This window comes from Streptomyces sp. NPDC048275, assembly GCF_040652275.1.
In the GTDB taxonomy this organism is placed as follows: Bacteria; Actinomycetota; Actinomycetes; order Streptomycetales; family Streptomycetaceae; genus Streptomyces.
Window position 1 is genome coordinate 253,321 of record NZ_JBEZLR010000001.1, and the last position, 16,913, is coordinate 270,233.

Consider the following 16,913-nt stretch of genomic DNA (forward strand, 5'->3'; position numbering starts at 1 on the left):
GGATGCCGAAGCGCTTGCCGCGATAGGGATGGACCCATGAGCAACAACGGGGGATTTCCCAACGGGCCGGGCGAGCCGACGAGTTTTGGTCTGCAACCGCCGCAACAGCCCAGCCCAGCGGTGTCGGCGCACCAGCCGTCCGGGATCCCGTACCCGGGCAATCCGTATGCAGCGCCCTCCCAGATCGCTCCGGGGGCAGGGGCAGGGGCAGGGGCGGGGACGACGCCCCCCGTCGCGCCTCCCCAGGACGAGCCGGGTACCGGTCGGCTCGTCGCGGGCCGCTACCGGCTTCTGGCCAAACTCGGCCACGGCGGCATGGGCACGGTCTGGCGGGCCAAGGACGAGACGGTGGACCGTGAGGTCGCCGTCAAGGAGCCCCGCGTCCCGGACCACCTTCCCGAGCGTGAACGCACCAACGCCTTCGAGCGGATGCGCCGCGAGGCGCGCGCCGCGGCCCGCCTCGACCACCCTGCCGTGGTGAACGTTCACGACGTCGCCGTCGTGGACGGACAGCCGTGGATCGTCATGGAGTTGGTGCGGGGCCGCTCGCTGGGCGCCGCCCTCCAGGAGGGCACGCTGGGCGTACGCGAGGCGGCGCGGGTCGGTCTGGAGGTGCTCGGCGCCCTGGAGGCCGCACACGCTGCGGGCATCCTGCACCGCGACGTCAAGCCCGACAATGTCCTGCTCGGCAGCCACGACCGCGTCGTTCTCACCGACTTCGGGATCGCCCAGATCGAGGGCGAGACGAATCTGACGGACACCGGCGGCTTCGTCGGTTCGCCCGAATACATCGCGCCGGAACGGGTGTTGGGTCAGCGCCCGGGCCACGCCTCCGACCTCTGGTCGCTCGGCGTCGTCCTGTACGCGGCCACGGAGGGCGTCTCCCCCTTCCGCCGCAGCAACACCCCGGCCACCCTCCAGTCCGTCCTCAACTCCACGCCGGCGGCGCCCGCTTCGGCGCAGGGGCCGTTGGCGGAGGTGATCAACGGGCTGCTGAACAAGGACCCGTCCCGGCGCCCCGACGCGGCGCGGGTCCGCCGTCTGCTGGAGGAGGCCGTCGCGCCGCCCGTCCCCGAGCCCACGCAGGTCGTACAGCTTGCGGTGCCTGGCGGCAAGGGCCTGCGGGTGGGCCGGAAGGCCCTGTTCGGGCTGGGTGCGATGGTCGTCGCGGCGGCGGTGGCCGCGTACTTGGTGATCGCGAACCCGTTCGCGGGGCCGCTGCCCGACGACTGGAAGAAGCACCACGAGACGGACGTCGCCGCGACCCTCGCGGTGCCCGCGGGCTACCAGCCCTCGAGGCCGGACCGGACGACGGACAAGGGGCACTGGGTCACATACAGCGACTTGAGTGGCAGCATCTGGATCGGCCTGGCCCTGGCCAAGAAGTCCGAGGACACGAGCAACCAGATCAAGAACTCCGCGGCCGCCGAAATGTACGCCGACGACGACGATTTCAAGAACAGCGGCGAGTACGAGCTCGACATGCCCGAGGGTGCGAATACGGACCCCGTCCAGACCACGTACCACGGCAAGAAGTCCGGCGAGAACACGGTGGCCTACCCGACCACCGACAGCCAGAACCCGCTGCCGCGCGAGGTGAAGATTTTCTACTACAAGTCGTCCAAGGGCGACATGTACAAGCTCACGATCAGCTACCCGGGCAAGGGCGACTTCACGGACCGCGGCCGTGAAGTCGCCAAAACGGCGATCGCGAACTTGGACATCGACAGGCTGTGACCGCGTTTACCCGAGGGCGGCTCAGGCGAGCTTGTCGGCCTGGGCCTTGATGAGCTCGTCGGGGACGTCGTACTCCGTGGCCGCCTCGTCCTCGGCGAACGCCGCCAGGCTCAGCGAGTAGTACGTGGCGACGGTGCTGCCATGGCGTACCACCTCGCCGTGTACGACGATTCCGTCACTGTCCGCGTTTCCGGTCACGGCGAAGGCGACCGACTCGTCACCGCTGCCCGAGGCCTTCTCCGACTCGACCTTGGTGAACTTCTCGGTCTCGCCCTTCGCGGTGGCCTGGAACCCGCCCGCGCAGCTCTCGACCGCGTCGGAGACCGAGGTCATGGTCTCCTTCGCGCCCTCACCCTCGTAGGAGGAGAGCGAGACGATGGTGATCGTCCCGCCGAGGGAGTCGGTGATCGAGTTCATCGCCTCCTCGAGCTCCGCCTCCGTCATGTCCTCCAGGTCCTTGGTGGAGGACTCGCTGGGCTCGGCGGCGGCCGGCGTGGCCATGGTGTTGACGTACGCGGTCGAGTCGCCCGGCGCGAAGCCGGTGAGGACGTACATGAGGGGCGCGCACTTCGCGTCGACGATCTTCATCTCCTCCTTGGAGGAGGCGAACTGCTCGGACTCGTCGGCCGGGGCGAACGTATACCCGTCGAGGTCGCCCTTGGCGACGAGCAGCTTCTTCAACTCCGTGTCGCTCAGGGTCTTCGTCGCGACCGTCGACTCCTTGCCGCCGGCCGCCTTGTCGCCGGAGCCGGAGCCGGAGCCGGAGTCCGAGTCGCTGTCGGAGGAGCAGCCGGTGGCCAGGGCCAGCGAGAGCGCCGACGCGACCACTGCGATGCCGGGACGTGACAGCGCGAATTTCTTCATTACTGGGAAAGTCCTTCGGTGCGGACGCGACCGACCGCACGGACGGGTGCGGCCGGACCTGCCGTGTACATGAGGTGAAAGGACTATGAGGGAACGGTCAAAGGAACGTCAAGCCGGAAAACCTGACGCCCGGTTCACGGCTTCAGCTTGCCCGAGACCGCCCTCACCAGCTCCGTCTTCGCGACCAGCAGCGCGAACTGCTGGTCGGCGCCGGGGGCAGGCTTCGCGTACCAAGGCAGCGCTCGGCGGCGCCACTTGGCCGGAGCCAGATCCTTCGGAAGCGGCGGCAGCGCGAAGGACCAGCCGGAGAGCCGCAGTTCGCCGCGCCACACGCCAGGGGAAAGGTCGGAGACGGGCACGCGGGCGGTGAACCTGTCACCGTGCGCGGCCGGTGACACAGGGAAGGCGGCGGTGGCGCCGCTGTCGCTGCTGAGGGCCACGGTCAACGGCCCGTCCGGGTACGCGCCGAGCGTCCACTGTCCGGTGATCTGCAGCTCGGTGGGGGCGCTGGCGCTCCAGCGGACCGTGCCCGGCTTCAGGTGCGGCTGCACCCGGTGCTTCTTCTCGCCGAGGTCGAGGGTGAAGTTGCCGTGCGGCTTGGTGGTGTAGAGCGTGACCGCCCGTACGCCCTCGGGTGTGCCGACGACCCGCGTGCTCGCCTGGCCGGACACGTCCTCGGCCCGCTTGCTGCCGATACGGACCTCGCGCGACAGACCCTGGGCGCCCACCGCGAGCGAGATGTCCCAGAGCCCGTCATCGAGGGGCTTGCCGTCGGCGGCGGTGGTGATGTCGACGGCCGCCTTGAACCCGGCCGTGTCGTACGTGTACTGCCCCTCGTCCGCGTCGGCGCCGAGACCCGGCGTGGCGGTGTGCGTGACGGGCAGCCGGAACTCCGTCCCGCTGCCGCGCTCGCGCAGCACCAGCTCCGTGGTGACGTCGTCCGTCGCCACGCGGTGCAGATAGGCGTGCCCGGCCAGGTGGAGAGCGGTGCCCCGCAGTTCGGCCCGGCTGACGTGGTGGCGGGTGCCGACCTTGTCGGTGACGTCGTAGATGGCGTCGGGGACGGCGCGGGCGGGGTCGCGGAGGAAGGGGTAGCGGGCGTAGGCGCGGCCGTTGTCGATGAGGAGTGGGGTGGACACCCTGCTGTCGGCCAACTCCTTCTCGAACTTCATTAGTTCGAGCACCTCGTCGAGCATCTGGTGGCGTACGAGGTGCAGCCGTAGCCGGGCCATCGCCGAGAGCCGGTCGCTCATCCCCTCGTGCCACAGCGGGGTGATGATCTCGGCGAGCCGGGCGAGGGCCTTCTCCTGCTGCGGGTGGGGTTCGTGCACCAGGTGGCCGGCGAGGAGCTCAGTCACCTCGACGGTGAGGTGTCGGTGGGCCAAGTGGTCGCGGTCGGGGCCGGGCGGCACGTTCTCCATGAGCAGGTCGACCATGTGAGGGAGGAACCGCAGGCGGGGCTCCGAGCCCGTGGTGCGCACGGTGATGTTGCCCCCGTCGTCCCGCAGCGTGCAGAACAGGCAGTCGTAGTCGGCGATCACGGAGATCCCCGACGCGTGCAGGTACGCAAGGGCCGTGAACGGCTGGTCCTCGCCGATGGGCAGGCCGGTCGGGAAACGCAGTGCGTGCCGCTCCAGCAGCTCGCGGCGGAACAGCTTCAACGGGTTGAGGGCCCAGTAGACACGGGAGTTGAAGACGTCAGTCTTCGGCTGATTGCGGTTGAACATCGACATGGGCAGGCTGCGTCCGCCCACACCGACCATCTTGCCGAGCACGATGTCGGTGCCGTTCTTCTCGGCCATCGCCACCATGCGTTCCAGGGCCTCCGGCCCCAGATGGTCGTCGGCGTCGAGGAAGAACACGAACTCACTCTCGGCGAGGTCGAGTCCGGCGTTGCGCGGCGCCGAGGGGCCACCGGAATTCTCCTGGTGGACGACCCGTATCAGGCCCGGATATTCCTCGGCGAGACGGTCGAGTTCCGCCGCTGTTCCATCGGTCGAGCCGTCGTTGACCACGATGATGTCCAACGCGTCACGCCTGATGCTCTGTTCGACCACGGAAGTAATGGAACGCGTTATGTAAGGCATCGCGTTGTATGCGGCAATGATCACTGAAACGGTGGGCACAGCCATCGTCACGTTCTCCTGGCAAGACGGGGCACGCCTCGTGAATGGCCACTTTTGAAACCGCGTGAGCAAGGTTCATTTGTGTGGGAGAAGGTGCCGCTAGGGCTGTGAACATACAGCGAGTAGACAGTGTGTTCAACATGAACGTCGGGTGAAGCATCAACTCGGAGCGTGGTTCAGATCGCTATGCGGCGACCGATTCCACCTGCACACTCTGACTCCACCGTCGTCAGAGCAGGGTCCGCCGTCTCCTCCACCGAACAGTGCCGCGTGCTCCGGTGGTCCGCCGTCGGGGGACCACCGGAGGGTGGGACGGGCGGCGTACTGCCGCAGTCTCACAGTGATCAGGCGTGATCAGGTGGGATCAGAAGGCCGCGTGCGGCGGCAGCGCGCGGTTCACGGCTGTCGCCATGGCCCGCTCACCCTGGGCGTTCGGGTGGGCCGGCGCCGCCGGGGTCTCGGGAGCGAGGGTCTCGATCCAACGTTCCCCCACAGGGCGGCACATGTCGTGGCCGATGGTGGGCTTGTACGTGTCGACGTAGGTGGCGGCACCGAGCTTGGCGCGGTGGGCGATCATGGAGTTGAGGGACTTCGTCTTGTCCCGCAGGTAGGCGAAGTCACCCGCGGCGAAGGGGACGCTGGGGCTCGTACAGCCGACTCCGCTGTCGGGGAAGAGGGAGGGGTAGCCGACCATGGCCACCCTGGCGTGCGGAGCCCGCCGGTGAATCTCGGCTATGACCTCGGAAATCTTCGACGCCGTGGCCGCGATGCTCTGCTCCACCTGGTCACTGCCACCCTGGGTGAGGTAGTCGCGGCAGGGGCTCCCCGACGGGTCGTTGGCGGCCAGCACCGCACAGGTTCCGAGTACGGTGGAGAAGCCGATGTCATTGCCGCCGATGGTGACGGTCACCAGGTCCGTCCGCGGACTGAGGGCGTCGTACTGGGCAGGAGCCGTGCCCTGGCCGACTGCCAGGTCTGCCGTGGTTGCTCCCGAACACGTCACGTCCGTCAGGCGCGCCCTGTTCAGCCCGGCGACGAGGTGCGGATAGTTGTTGCTGGAGCGGGCACAGGCGGCGTCGATCTGGTCGGGGACGCCGGGAGCCGCAGCGTAGGAGTCACCCAGGGCGACGTAGTCGAACGATCCGGTCTGCCGGGGTGCGGCCGTCGCCGGCGCGACGGACGTCATCGCCAAGGCCAGTGCGCCCGAGGCGGCCAGTGCGCCGAGCGCTGCCGTGCGCCGACGTGAGATACGAGTTGAAGTTGAACGTGGCTTCACTTGTTTCCTTGCGTTGAAGGGGCGTTAAGCCCTTCTCGGGAACGTGACGGTCGCGGCGTGTGACGTTGTCATGGGCGTCTGGTGATCGGCCGTCACGCAGGCGTGAAGCCCCTGGCAGGAACAAGTCAGCGAAGATCACGTCCCGTACACACAGAAGCTTCACGTGCCGTCCAAGTATCACTCACACCGCCGTGCTCAACGTCCTTAGGGGGCCGTCGAGTTGCTCACCCGGCTGTTCCAGCAGCATCGTGTCGGTACAACCGGAGATCAGGGGGCGCGCTGTCCATGACGAGAGCCAGGAGCCCGCGGTCAGGTTGCGTGCCACGACGCGTTCGGGAGCACCGACAGCTCGGGCGACATGTCGAGGAGCGGCTCCGGGGCATGTCGCGATGTCCGCGAGGACTGTCCTGTCGCATCCAAGCTGGCGTATTCCCACTCGATCTCATCCGGGCTGGCAGATTCTCACTGCCTCGAGCTCGGAGCGGGCGGCGTTTGCTTCGATCTAGTCAGTGCAGATCCACCTGGAAGGGGTGGCGGTGGTCGGCGGGGCAGGTGAAGATCCGCAGGTCGCCCCAACGTCCTACGACGACTTCAGTCACGTCGTCGCTGGCCACGGTGAACAGCAGCCTCATCTCGATGGCGCATGTGTCACACCGGAAGATCATCGGGTGAGTCAGATGCCATGTCGGCCACCCGCCAAGCTTCCATCCCCCGACACGGGTGATCACGTCGCCGCCGTCACCAGTCCTTCGCACCAGTTCTTCCAGGGCCGGTCGGAACTCTGGAGGTAGTTCCTCGCGAAAGGGGAAGTCGGCCAGTGGCTCACCAATGATCGTGCATGGCTGTGGCAGATGACCGTCCTCAGAGTGCCGTGAAGGAGAGGGGGGCGCTGCCACGGTGCGGCAGATGTCAGCCGCGAGACGCCATCGCACCTCAACGACCGGGCTGACGTCGGCCTGCTGGGCAGGGGGATCCCAGTGTTCGTTGGGACACCACAGAACCTGCAGGAGATCGGTGCCGACGGGCCACCATGGTCCTGGCATGTCACGCTCGAAGATCTGAGCGACCGGCACCATCGCCGTCGCAGGCAGCCCTGCGGGGTCCGTCTCGTCGGGTAGCGAGCACGAAGGCCATGGTTCGCCATCGGGCCAGAGCAGCGGCCCGCCGATCGAGCTGTCCCGTGCGGTCGGCTCTCCTCGCTCCGGGTGGAGCACAACGGCCTCGCGAGCAAAGGGCGCGAGGCCTGGCAGAGCATCGAGTATCGCCTCGGTCGAAGGTCTCGAGCTGTGCGTCATGGTGTCTTCCTGCCAGCCGGTCGCAGATCGCTCGTAACGTACAGGCCCCTGGTGACAGCGATCCCCCTCGGCCGAAGACGGATCGCGGCCACGGTGGCAATGCCGCGCCTGGCACGTTTCGATCCAGACATCCCCTGGCAGCCCCTCAGGGTCGACTGGCAAGTCGCGCACGATTCCACAGAAGCCAGCTGCGCTGAGAATGCCGCCCTGAGGATTCTCATAGAGCTTGGCAGCCCTGCAGCTCGGCTCAAGATCCACGGACAAGTCCAAACCGACGGGACAAGGACCACTCGGTCCCGGCGGTAGCTGGACGGAGCATCGGCTGACACCACTCCGCGAATGACGGACCCGGGGACAGGCAGGGCGGGCATGCGGTCAGGCAGGACGGCAGGACTCGCAGACGTGGCTGTCGATCGCGGTCACCAGGTCGCGAGCCGCTGCCTTCACGGCGGCATCCTCGTCACGGGCGCTGGTCCGGGCGTCACCCCACGCTACGCGTGACAGCCGACCCGGAACCTCTACCGCCGATCCGTACGCGTGCGTCAACTCATGCCACCGAACGCGGCTCATGCCCTTGAGTATCGTCCCCACCACGCACTCCAGTTCTCCTGCCGTCCTGCGACGCCGAGCGCCTCCATTTCACCTCACCGACGACGTTGACCGCGCGCCTGACCCGGCATGCCGAAGAGGGGTTCCCGGAACTGAGAAATGGCAGCATCCCATATGGGTCGCTTGTCCTGACGGCGCAGTAGATGGAGCGGTTCGTGCAGGAGATGCGACTGCTGCGGGGGCGGGCGGTGGCGACCGCGTCGCTGGAACTCTACCTAGAGGGTGATTGATCTGGGCGGGCCTTGGCGCGGGTACTTCAAGGTGGTTATCAGGGTCCGGAGCTGGCGGGGGCCGGTGGTGAGGATGGTCTCCGGTTCGTCGCTTTCGCGGAGGAGGATCGTTCCGGTGGGGGTGGTGGCCACATATACGCAGGCGGAGGCCTCCTGGCTGTACGTGGACTTCTGCCAGTGCGGTTCGGGCACGGCGGGCTCCTTCACAGGTCTCGGGCGAGCTGGGCGATGAAGTCGCGGGACTTGGTCTGAGGGAGTGCGGCTTGCTGCATGCGGTCCAGGACCAGGTGGTAGCGCGCCAACTGGGCGGGGCAGTCGATGAGTTCGGCGCCGTGGTCCGTGTCCAGTTGGACGGTGTCGAGCTGGTGGACCGGCCCGTGGAAGTAATCGATGCCCTGGCCGGAGGTATGGAACGGGCCGCTGTCGAAGGGGATCACGGCGATGGTGACGTGGTCGAGTTCGCTCACCGCGTTGAGATGGTCGAGCTGGGCCCTGGCCGTGCCGCGGTCGCCGAAGCGCATGCGCAGGGCGGCTTCGTGGATGATCGCGGTGTACGGCGGTGACTGTTCGCGGTACAGGATCGCCTGGCGCTTGATGCGGTGCGAGACGCGGTGCTCGATTTCGTGAGGCTTCAGCGGTGGCACGGTGTGCGCGAACAGGACGCGGGCGTGATCCGTGGTCTGCAGCAGGCCGGGGATGTTGATGACGTGTGCCACGCGTAGGGCGGTGGCGTGGTGTTCCACCTCGGTGAGGTCCAGCATGCGGGGCGAGAGGATCTCTCGGTACTCCTCCCACCAGCCGCGCCGACGCTCGCCGGTCATCGCCGCGAGGGCGTCGATCAGTGGCTCATCCGTGCAGTCGTAGTGGCGTGCCAGTGTGCGCACCCGCTCGCCGCTGACTCCGTAGCGCCCGGCCTCGATGTTGCTCACGCGTGACTGCGTGGCGCCCACCAGCGGGGCGGCCTGCGTAGCGGACAGGTCCGCGCGCTCGCGCAGTCTCCGTAGTTCGATACCCAGGCGACGGCGTCGGGCGGTGGGGAGAGGGCTTGGCTGCGGCATGAGCGGCGACTTCCCGTTCGTACATACGGCGTGGGGGTCACCCACACGAAGGCAATAGGGGCTGCATTCCCTGTAGTTCATGGAATGTAGTCCATCGATCTGTCTATGGTGAGTCCCAAGTCGCTCAACTGGCCCCACCGGTAAGCCGGAAGCGCCCCGCGCTGCCCACGTACGCACGCGACATGCCACCGCCCAGCCGGGCCCGCACAGCGAACCCAAGTCCCCCCATCGCAGGAGGCGTTCATGGTCACCGTATCCCCGCAGAAGTCCGAAGCGTCCGCATCTTGGTCGTACGCCCTCCAGTTGCCGCACGATCCGCTCGCCCCGCGAATCGCCCGAGTCACCCTCCGGGCGGTACTCGCCGGACACAGACTGCCCCAACTCATCGACACCGCCGAACTCCTGACCTCCGAGCTCGTCACCAACGCCTACCGCCACTCCACCGGCCCCGCCACCCTCCGCCTACGCGCCCTGCCCGGCACCCGCCTCCGCGTGAGTGTCTGGGACGCCAACCCGTACATCCCGCCCCCCTTCGACAAGCGCACGGGCCCGCTTCACCCCATCCCCGTCGGGGCGGACGGTGGACGCGGGCTGTTTCTCGTATGCCATTACGCGGACGCGTGGGGCGGGTACCCGCTCGGCGACGACCTCTTCGGACGGGGCGGGAAGCTGCTGTGGTGCGAGCTGGGGGCACGGGCCGTCGACCGGACCGAGGTCGCCGCGTGATCGCCGTACGCGTGCGGGCGGCACCGCGGGAACGGCATACTGCTGTCGTGGCCGAGTACGGAGACGAAAGCAGCCGGATCCCGTCCCGGTGGGGCTATGGCGCCGAGCGCCTGCCCGCGACGCTCGATGAGCTCCACGGGCCGAAGGCGGGCCAGGTCGAGCTGCCGCTCCATCTGGCGTGGTCAGGGCTGCGTGTCTTCAAGATCGATGACGTAAAGCTGCTGCTGGGGATGTATCGGATCGTTCTCAACAACGGTTTGCGAGACGACTTCGTCCAGTACCTCGATGGGGAATTGCTCGTCCGCCACTGGCCCATCCTGCGCAAGATGCTCGGGCGCGGCGTGCGGCGGACCTGGGAGGAAGCGTTCCCCGAGCTCCGGCCCTCCGCTGCCGCATGAGGCTGCCCCACCTCCACCGCCGTCTGCTGAAGGACGCGCTGAGCGTAGGGGGTGTGTACGACCTCGCCTTGGCCGGCGGCTACGCCGTGCAGGCGCACGGTCTTGTCAGTCGGCCGAGCCAGGACCTGGACTTTGCGACCCAGCACCCGGCCTCGATGGCGGACATCGTGGCGAAGCTCGCCGGAGGCCTGCGGGACAAGGGGTGGTCGGTCGCCGTGGTTGACACCAGGTCTCTGAAGGCGCGGTTGCTGGTCACCGACCCCGACAGCCGGGAGGCCTGCGAGGTCGACCTGCTCAAGGAAGCCCTGTCCCGGCGGCCTGTCTGCATGGATGTCGGCCCAGTGGTCGATCTCGAAGATCTGGTGTCGATGAAGGTGCGCGCGCTGGGGGATCGTGGTCTGCCGAGAGACGTGATCGATGTGCGTGCCGCCTGCGTGTACTACTCCGTCGTGGAACTTGAGCAGTTGGGGCTTCGCGACGACGAGGAGTTCGATCTGCGGGAGCTGCGTGATCGGCTGGAGAGCGTTGTCTGGGTCAGCGACGAGGAGTTCTCCGCGTACGGGCTGACGCAGGAGGAGATCACGGACCTGCGGCACTGGGCGCAGGACTGGGAATCCGATCTGGGGCTTCGCCTGGCCGAGGAATACGACGACCCGGATGACGGTCTGGACGAGCTCTGATCTCGGCTTCACCGGGAAACCGTCGCGCCACGGGAGCTGGGGCCTCAGGCCGTGCGCCGGGTGGTGGCGCGAGAGCGGCCGGGCGGCAGGTGATTGAGATGGCCCGGCACTATGGTGGAGACGGAGACACGCTCTGTAATCAGGGGAGGACCGTGGTGACCATCATGACCGAGCGTCCGACGGCCATAGACGGCCCTCCGGCCGGAGCCTTCGAGGACATGCTCCGGATCGTCGAGGAGCTGGACACACCTGACGGCTACAAGGCCGAACTCATCCGGGGGAAGATCGTCGTGTCGCCGTGGTCGAAGCTGCGCTACCTGCGTCCCATGCGGAGGCTGCGCAGTCAGGTGGAGGCTCATGCGCCTGAGGGGCATGTCGCGGAGACGTCGCCGTTCCTGTTCGTGTTTCCGCCTGCCGAGCGCGGTTTTGGGCCCGATCTCTTTGTCGCAGACGAAGCCGCCTTCGACGCCGAAGGCCGGCACGCCGACGGTGCCGCGCTCTCCCTCGTCGCCGAGCTGACGTCCGACTCCACCAAGGACGCCGACTGGCTCGACAAGCTGGACACGTACGGACGGGTCGTGCCCGTCTATCTCGTGCTCGACATGCAGGTCCAGGAGGTCACCGCCTTCTGGGACCCGTCGGCCAAGGGGTACCGGTCGCGGACCACCGTCCCCTTCGGGCGGCCGTTGCACGTGCCCGCGCCGTTCGACTTCGCACTGGACACCTCAGGGTTCGCGGAGGGTGCGGAGGGCTCCGGCCAGGATGTCCAAGATCCGCCCGGAGTCGTCAATCCGTGATCGTCGGACCCGTAACGCCCTGATCAGGAACTTTGTTGCCAGCGATCACTGGCAGTGTGTGAGCGGTCGGTGAAAGGCGATTACCGACGGGTACCCAAAGGGCGCGGTCCGGCATACCCTGCGGCTCATGACGGACTCGCAGGCCGCGGAAAAGACCGGCACGGACCAGCTCGAGAAGACTGGCACGGACACCCCCGGCGCCAACCCTCTCGCCCCCGCTCCCACCGGCGCGCGCACCGCCGCCGACGTGGTCACGCCTGAGCTGGTCGCCCAGCTCACCAAGGGTGTCGTCGGCTCCGGACGGACCGCCAACCACACCCCGTTCACCGGCGAGAAGCTGGCCGACCTGCCCGAGTCCACCCCCGAGGACGTGGCGACCGCCTTCGAGCGGGCGCGGAAGGCCCAGGTCGCCTGGGGGGCCACCCCGGTGCGGCAGCGCGCCGCCGTTCTCCTCCGCTTCCACGACCTCGTGCTCGCCCGCCAGGCCGAGGTGCTGGACCTGATCCAGCTGGAGACGGGCAAGGCGCGACTGCACGCCCACGAAGAGGTGCAGGCCGTCGTCGTGGCCGCGCGGCACTACGGACGCAAGGCCCCCGCCTACCTCCGTCCCAAGCGGCACGCCGGCGCCATGCCCACCCTCACCAAGGTCACCGAACTGCGCCACCCGCGCGGCGTCATCGGCCAGATCGCGCCCTGGAACTACCCCCTCGAACTGTCGGTCGGCGACGCGATCCCTGCCTTCGTCGCGGGCAACGCGGTCGTCATGAAGCCCGACACGGAGACCTGCCTCACCGCCCTCTGGGCGCGTGATCTGCTCATCGAGGCCGGGCTGCCCGCCGAGGTGTTCCAAGTCGTCATCGGCGACGGACCCGTGGTCGGCCCTGAGGTCGTCAAGCACGCCGACTACGTCTCCTTCACCGGGTCGACCCGGACCGGCCGCGAGGTCGCCCAGGGCGCCGCCGCCCGTCTCGTCGGTGTCTCCCTCGAACTCGGCGGCAAGAACGCCATGGTGGTCCTCGAGGACGCCGACATCGACAAGGCCGCCGCGGGCGCCGTCCGCGCCTGCTTCTCCTCCGCTGGCCAACTCTGCATCTCCATCGAGCGGTTGTACGTCCACGAGTCCATCGCGGACGCCTTCGCGGAGCGCTTCGCCGCCCGGACCAAGGCCATGCGGCTCGGCACATCCCTCGCGTACGGCGCCGACATGGGTTCGCTGGTGGGGGAGCGCCAGCTGGAGACCGTGACCCGGCATGTGGAGGAGGCCGTCGCGAAGGGCGCGAAGGTCGTCGCCGGTGGCGTCGCCCGTCCCGACATCGGCCCCTACTTCTACGAGCCCACCATCCTCGACGGCGTCGAGGCCCCGATGGCCGTCTGTACGGAGGAGACCTTCGGGCCGGTCGTCTCCCTCTACCGCTTCAAGACCGAGGACGAGGTCGTCGAACTCGCCAACTCCACGGCGTACGGCCTCAATTCGTCCGTCTGGACCAAGGGCGGGCGGAGGGGGCGCGCGGTCGCGGCACGGCTGCGCACCGGGACCGTGAACGTCAACGAGGGGTACGCGCCCGCCTACGGCAGCGTCCAGTCGCCGATGGGCGGCATGAAGGACTCCGGTCTCGGCCGCCGCCACGGCTCCGAGGGCATCCTCAAGTACACCGAGGCGCAGACCGTCGCCCACCAGCGACTGCTGCCGATGGCGCCCTCGCTCGGCATGGACGACGAGAAGTACGCGGAGTTCATGAGCCGGAGCCTCAGGGTCATGAAGGCACTCCGACTGCGTTAGGCCGCACCACGTTCTCAACGAGGAGAGCAGCACGTGTCACAGGAGAACTCTGTCCAGCAGCAGGATGACGACGCGAACGATGGCGCGTACGACTACGACGTCATCGTCGTCGGCTCGGGCTTCGGCGGTTGTGTCACCGCCCTCCGGCTCACCGAAAAGGGATACCGCGTAGGCGTGTTGGAAGCGGGCCGCCGCTTCACGCGTGACGCACTGCCGAAGAACTCCTGGGACATCAAGAACTACCTCTGGGCCCCGGCGCTCGGCATGTACGGCATCCAGCGCATCCATCTCCTGGGCAACGTCATGGTGTTGGCGGGCGCGGGCGTCGGCGGCGGCTCGCTCAACTACGCCAACACCCTCTACGTACCGCCGAAAGCGTTCTTCGACGATCCGCAGTGGAAGGACATCACCGACTGGCAGGAGGAGCTGCGGCCGTACTACGACCAGGCGCGCCGCATGCTCGGCGTACGCCTCAACCCGACGATGACCCCCTCCGACGTCCACCTCAAGGCGGCCGCGCAGCGGATGGGCGTCGGTGACACCTTCCACATGGCGCCGGTGGGCGTGTTCTTCGGGGACGGTCAGGACGCGGACGGGACGGTGAAGGCCCGGGCCGGCGAGGAGGTCGCGGACCCGTACTTCGGCGGGGCCGGACCCGCCCGCAAGGCGTGCACGGAGTGCGGCGAGTGCATGACGGGCTGCCGCCACGGCGCGAAGAACACCCTCAACGAGAACTATCTGTACCTGGCGGAGAAGGCGGGCGCCGTCGTCCACCCGATGACGACCGTCGTGTCCGTCACCGACGACTCGCAGGGCGGGTACGCCGTCGCCACCCTGCCCACCGACGAGAAGCGGAAGGGCGAGGGGCGGACCTTCACGGCGCGGCGGGTGGTCGTCGCCGCCGGTACGTACGGTACGCAGACGCTGCTGCACCGGATGCAGGCGGGCGGCCAACTGCCGTACATGTCCGGCAGGTTGGGCGAGCTCACCCGTACCAACTCCGAGGCGCTGGTGGGCGCGCAGACCGTCGACCGCCGCTACCGGAAGCAACACGGCACGCCCAGGGCCGACTTCACCCAGGGCGTCGCCATCACCTCCTCGATCCACCCGGACGAGAACACCCACATCGAACCCGTCCGATACGGCAAGGGATCGAACGCGATGGGTGGTCTGTCCATCCTCCAAGTCCCCTACACGGAGGGATCGTCGAGGGTGTTGGGGTGGCTCGCGAATGCGGCGAAGCACCCGGTCCTCGTGCTCCGCTCGCTCTCCAACCGCCGCTGGTCCGAGCGGACCATCATCGGGCTGGTCATGCAGTCGCTGGACAACTCGCTGACGACGTATCTGAAGCCGAAGGGCGCGGGGAAGGGGCTGCTGACCGCCCGACAGGGACACGGTGCTCCCAACCCCAAGCAGATCAAGGCCGCGTCGGAGGCCGCGTCCGCCGTCGCCGCGGAGATCAACGGCTTCCCGGGCAGCAACGTGGGCGAGCTGATGGGTACGCCCCTCACCGCGCACTTCCTGGGCGGCTGTCCGATCGGCGACTCCCGGGAGACCGGCGTGATCGACCCGTACCACCGGCTGTACGGCCACCCCGGCATCTCCGTCGTCGACGGTGCCGCCGTCTCCGCGAACCTCGGCGTCAATCCGTCGCTCACCATCACCGCGCAGGCCGAGCGCGCGATGTCGTACTGGCCCAACAAGGGCGAGGCGGACCCGCGTCCGGCGCAGGGCACGGCGTACGAACGCCTGAAGCCGGTGGAGCCGCGCAACCCGATGGTGCCCGCGGACGCGTTCGGCGCGCTGAAGCTGCCGTTCCTGGGGATGCCGACGGTGCGGCCGAAGTCGTAACCCCCGCACGGCACCCCCCCCTGTACGGGCAAAGAAGAAGGACCTGCGCCCCCCTCCGAGCGCAGGTCCTTCTTCTTTGTACGAGGCGTGAGGCCGCCTAAGCGGACTGTGTTCGACCGTGTTACGCGGTCACGTCACCTGACTTGCGGCGACGCACCACGAACACCGCACCGGCACCGGCGAGGACGGCGATACCGCCGACGAGGCCGATGGTCGGGAGGGCGGACGAGGAACCGGTCTCGGCGAGGCTGCCGGTGGCCGGGATCTCCTTGACGCCGCCCTGCGGCTCCTGGCCGCCGGACGGCCCGTCACCGTTGCCCGGCTTGGGCTCGCCGGGGTTCTCGTTGCTGCTGCCGGCCGCGAGGACGGTGAGCTCGTAGAACGCGAAGGAGCTGTGGACGCAGTCCTTCTCCTCGTCCAGGTAGCCGCCGAAGCCGATGGCGTAACCGTCGCCGGCCGGGGCGTCCGCGCCGATGTTGACGCGGAGCTTGATGGCGACCGTCTCCTTGGCGCCCAGCGTGGTCTCGCCGAAGTAGAAGCCGTTGCCCACCTCGTCGGCGATGGACTCCCACGTCTTGGTCTCGGGGTTGAAGAACTCGAGCTGCGCGTAGGTGGCCAGCCAGTCGTCCTCGTCGTCGCTCTCCGAGTAGTTGTCGACGGCGGCGAGCCACTGGACCTGACCGAGGTCCTCGCTGCTCTTGTTGGCGGCGCTCAGCGTGAAGGCGTGCCAGCCGCTGCCCGCGACGATCTTGCCGGGCAGCCCGGAGATGGCCAGGGACAGCTGGGAGTCGGCGTCCACGCCGTCGTCGTCCACGGGGCAGTCGCTCGGGAGGTCCGACGGCTCCGCGGACTCCGTGGGCGTGGCCGACGTCGACGCGGAAGGCGAAGCCGACTCGGTCGCGCTCGCGGAGGGGCTCGCGCTGTCGCTCGGGGCCGGAGCGGACTCGCTCGCGGACTCCGACGCGGAGGCGGTGTCGCTGGGCTCGGGAGCGGTGTCGGTCGGAGACGCGGGCACCGACTCGCTGGCCGACTCGGAGACCGTCGCGCTGGGGGAAGAGCTCTCGTCCGTCGCGAAGGCGGTCGGCGCCGAAAGCAGCGCCAGTGGGGCTATGGCTGCCGTCGCGGCCGCGACGGCCATGGCACGGCGAAGCTTCATGAAGACCTCGAAAGTCCGGTGTGCCGCGGTGCAGCGGCACGCGATTTTGGGTGAGGCCTCCGCGTGTGGGGCGCGGTTGTGGCCGTTGGTTCGTCAGGTGTGACCCGGGAAACCTGTGAATGGTTGTGCCTCCATTCACAGAATTTTTATGTGGGCTGTGTCACATGAGGGACCCCATGAGTGGCGGGGCGGCGTCACACGTCCCAGGCGTGGCGAAGGGCCCCGCGGGACGGAACTTGAGTTCTAGTGGTCGTTGCAACACCCCAGCTCAGGGGATGCAATGGACTTCGAGATACGCAAGGACCGGGGGCCGCAGGGGCGAAGGAAGCT

15 protein-coding genes are annotated in these 16,913 nt (G+C 68.3%); 8 read left to right on the forward strand and 7 right to left on the reverse strand.

Going from position 1 to position 16,913, the window contains the following annotated elements; translation table 11 throughout:
- Positions 1-36: 36 nt before the first annotated feature.
- The gene (locus AB0D57_RS01260; RefSeq protein ID WP_362065637.1) at positions 37-1,737 is read left to right on the forward strand and encodes a serine/threonine-protein kinase; all 1,701 of its coding nucleotides are present in this window, start codon (positions 37-39) and stop codon (positions 1,735-1,737) included.
- Between the two features lie 21 nt (positions 1,738-1,758).
- On the opposite strand, the gene AB0D57_RS01265 is transcribed toward AB0D57_RS01260, so the two are convergent.
- From AB0D57_RS01265 to AB0D57_RS01290, 6 genes are all read right to left on the reverse strand, one after another.
- Positions 1,759-2,601 carry a hypothetical protein gene (locus AB0D57_RS01265; protein WP_362065639.1) on the reverse strand — a complete coding sequence of 281 codons (843 nt, stop codon included), beginning with the start codon at positions 2,599-2,601 and terminating at the stop codon, positions 1,759-1,761.
- Positions 2,602-2,735: 134 nt separating this feature from the next.
- Entirely contained in the window at positions 2,736-4,733 is a 1,998-nt protein-coding gene (locus AB0D57_RS01270) for a glycosyltransferase family 2 protein (RefSeq protein WP_362065641.1), read from the reverse strand.
- Between the two features lie 358 nt (positions 4,734-5,091).
- Positions 5,092-6,003: an SGNH/GDSL hydrolase family protein gene (locus AB0D57_RS01275; RefSeq protein ID WP_362065643.1), complete on the reverse strand. Its 912-nt coding sequence runs from the start codon at positions 6,001-6,003 to the stop codon at positions 5,092-5,094.
- Between the two features lie 506 nt (positions 6,004-6,509).
- Positions 6,510-7,298 carry a hypothetical protein gene (locus AB0D57_RS01280; protein WP_362065645.1) on the reverse strand — a complete coding sequence of 263 codons (789 nt, stop codon included), beginning with the start codon at positions 7,296-7,298 and terminating at the stop codon, positions 6,510-6,512.
- An 824-nt stretch (positions 7,299-8,122) separates the two neighbouring features.
- Positions 8,123-8,329 carry a DUF397 domain-containing protein gene (locus AB0D57_RS01285; protein WP_362065647.1) on the reverse strand — a complete coding sequence of 69 codons (207 nt, stop codon included), beginning with the start codon at positions 8,327-8,329 and terminating at the stop codon, positions 8,123-8,125.
- Between the two features lie 11 nt (positions 8,330-8,340).
- The gene (locus tag AB0D57_RS01290) at positions 8,341-9,195 is read right to left on the reverse strand and encodes a helix-turn-helix transcriptional regulator (RefSeq protein ID WP_362065649.1); all 855 of its coding nucleotides are present in this window, start codon (positions 9,193-9,195) and stop codon (positions 8,341-8,343) included.
- 243 nt (positions 9,196-9,438) lie between these two features.
- Here AB0D57_RS01290 and AB0D57_RS01295 point away from each other — a divergent pair, with 243 nt between their 5' ends.
- The 6 genes from AB0D57_RS01295 (at position 9,439) to AB0D57_RS01320 (ending at position 15,427) form a co-directional block, all read left to right on the forward strand.
- Positions 9,439-9,921, forward strand: a complete 483-nt coding sequence (locus AB0D57_RS01295) for an ATP-binding protein (RefSeq protein WP_362065651.1) — start codon at positions 9,439-9,441, stop codon at positions 9,919-9,921.
- 47 nt (positions 9,922-9,968) lie between these two features.
- Complete coding sequence (locus AB0D57_RS01300) at positions 9,969-10,319, forward strand: hypothetical protein (protein ID WP_362065653.1); 351 nt, start codon at positions 9,969-9,971, stop codon at positions 10,317-10,319.
- A complete protein-coding gene (locus AB0D57_RS01305) occupies positions 10,316-10,999 on the forward strand; it encodes a nucleotidyl transferase AbiEii/AbiGii toxin family protein (protein ID WP_362065655.1) in 684 nt (227 codons plus the stop codon). Before AB0D57_RS01300 ends, AB0D57_RS01305 begins: the two co-directional genes overlap by 4 nt.
- 164 nt (positions 11,000-11,163) lie before the next feature.
- Complete coding sequence (locus AB0D57_RS01310; RefSeq protein ID WP_362065657.1) at positions 11,164-11,796, forward strand: Uma2 family endonuclease; 633 nt, start codon at positions 11,164-11,166, stop codon at positions 11,794-11,796.
- A gap of 127 nt (positions 11,797-11,923) precedes the next feature.
- Positions 11,924-13,576, forward strand: a complete 1,653-nt coding sequence (locus AB0D57_RS01315) for a succinic semialdehyde dehydrogenase (RefSeq protein WP_362065659.1) — start codon at positions 11,924-11,926, stop codon at positions 13,574-13,576.
- Between the two features lie 33 nt (positions 13,577-13,609).
- The gene (locus AB0D57_RS01320; RefSeq protein WP_362065661.1) at positions 13,610-15,427 is read left to right on the forward strand and encodes a GMC family oxidoreductase; all 1,818 of its coding nucleotides are present in this window, start codon (positions 13,610-13,612) and stop codon (positions 15,425-15,427) included.
- A gap of 121 nt (positions 15,428-15,548) precedes the next feature.
- Here the strand turns inward: AB0D57_RS01320 and AB0D57_RS01325 are convergent, their stop codons facing one another.
- Positions 15,549-16,241, reverse strand: coding sequence for an LPXTG cell wall anchor domain-containing protein (locus AB0D57_RS01325; RefSeq protein WP_362065663.1), 693 nt, complete (start codon positions 16,239-16,241; stop codon positions 15,549-15,551).
- 46 nt (positions 16,242-16,287) lie between these two features.
- Here AB0D57_RS01325 and AB0D57_RS01330 point away from each other — a divergent pair, with 46 nt between their 5' ends.
- On the forward strand, positions 16,288-16,686 hold the full coding sequence (locus tag AB0D57_RS01330; RefSeq protein ID WP_362065665.1) for a hypothetical protein: 399 nt from the start codon (positions 16,288-16,290) through the stop codon (positions 16,684-16,686).
- Positions 16,687-16,913: the final 227 nt, after the last annotated feature.

What these genes read in the sequence shown, in the direction of transcription:
- AB0D57_RS01260 (WP_362065637.1), top strand. Translation starts at nt 37, where the DNA reads ATGAGCAACAACGGGGGATTTCCCAACGGGCCGGGCGAGCCGACGAGT.
- AB0D57_RS01265 (WP_362065639.1), bottom strand. Translation starts at nt 2,601, where the DNA reads ATGAAGAAATTCGCGCTGTCACGTCCCGGCATCGCAGTGGTCGCGTCG.
- AB0D57_RS01270 (WP_362065641.1), bottom strand. Translation starts at nt 4,733, where the DNA reads ATGGCTGTGCCCACCGTTTCAGTGATCATTGCCGCATACAACGCGATG.
- AB0D57_RS01280 (WP_362065645.1), bottom strand. Translation starts at nt 7,298, where the DNA reads ATGACGCACAGCTCGAGACCTTCGACCGAGGCGATACTCGATGCTCTG.
- AB0D57_RS01290 (WP_362065649.1), bottom strand. Translation starts at nt 9,195, where the DNA reads ATGCCGCAGCCAAGCCCTCTCCCCACCGCCCGACGCCGTCGCCTGGGT.
- AB0D57_RS01295 (WP_362065651.1), top strand. Translation starts at nt 9,439, where the DNA reads ATGGTCACCGTATCCCCGCAGAAGTCCGAAGCGTCCGCATCTTGGTCG.
- AB0D57_RS01305 (WP_362065655.1), top strand. Translation starts at nt 10,316, where the DNA reads ATGAGGCTGCCCCACCTCCACCGCCGTCTGCTGAAGGACGCGCTGAGC.
- AB0D57_RS01310 (WP_362065657.1), top strand. Translation starts at nt 11,164, where the DNA reads ATGACCGAGCGTCCGACGGCCATAGACGGCCCTCCGGCCGGAGCCTTC.
- AB0D57_RS01315 (WP_362065659.1), top strand. Translation starts at nt 11,924, where the DNA reads ATGACGGACTCGCAGGCCGCGGAAAAGACCGGCACGGACCAGCTCGAG.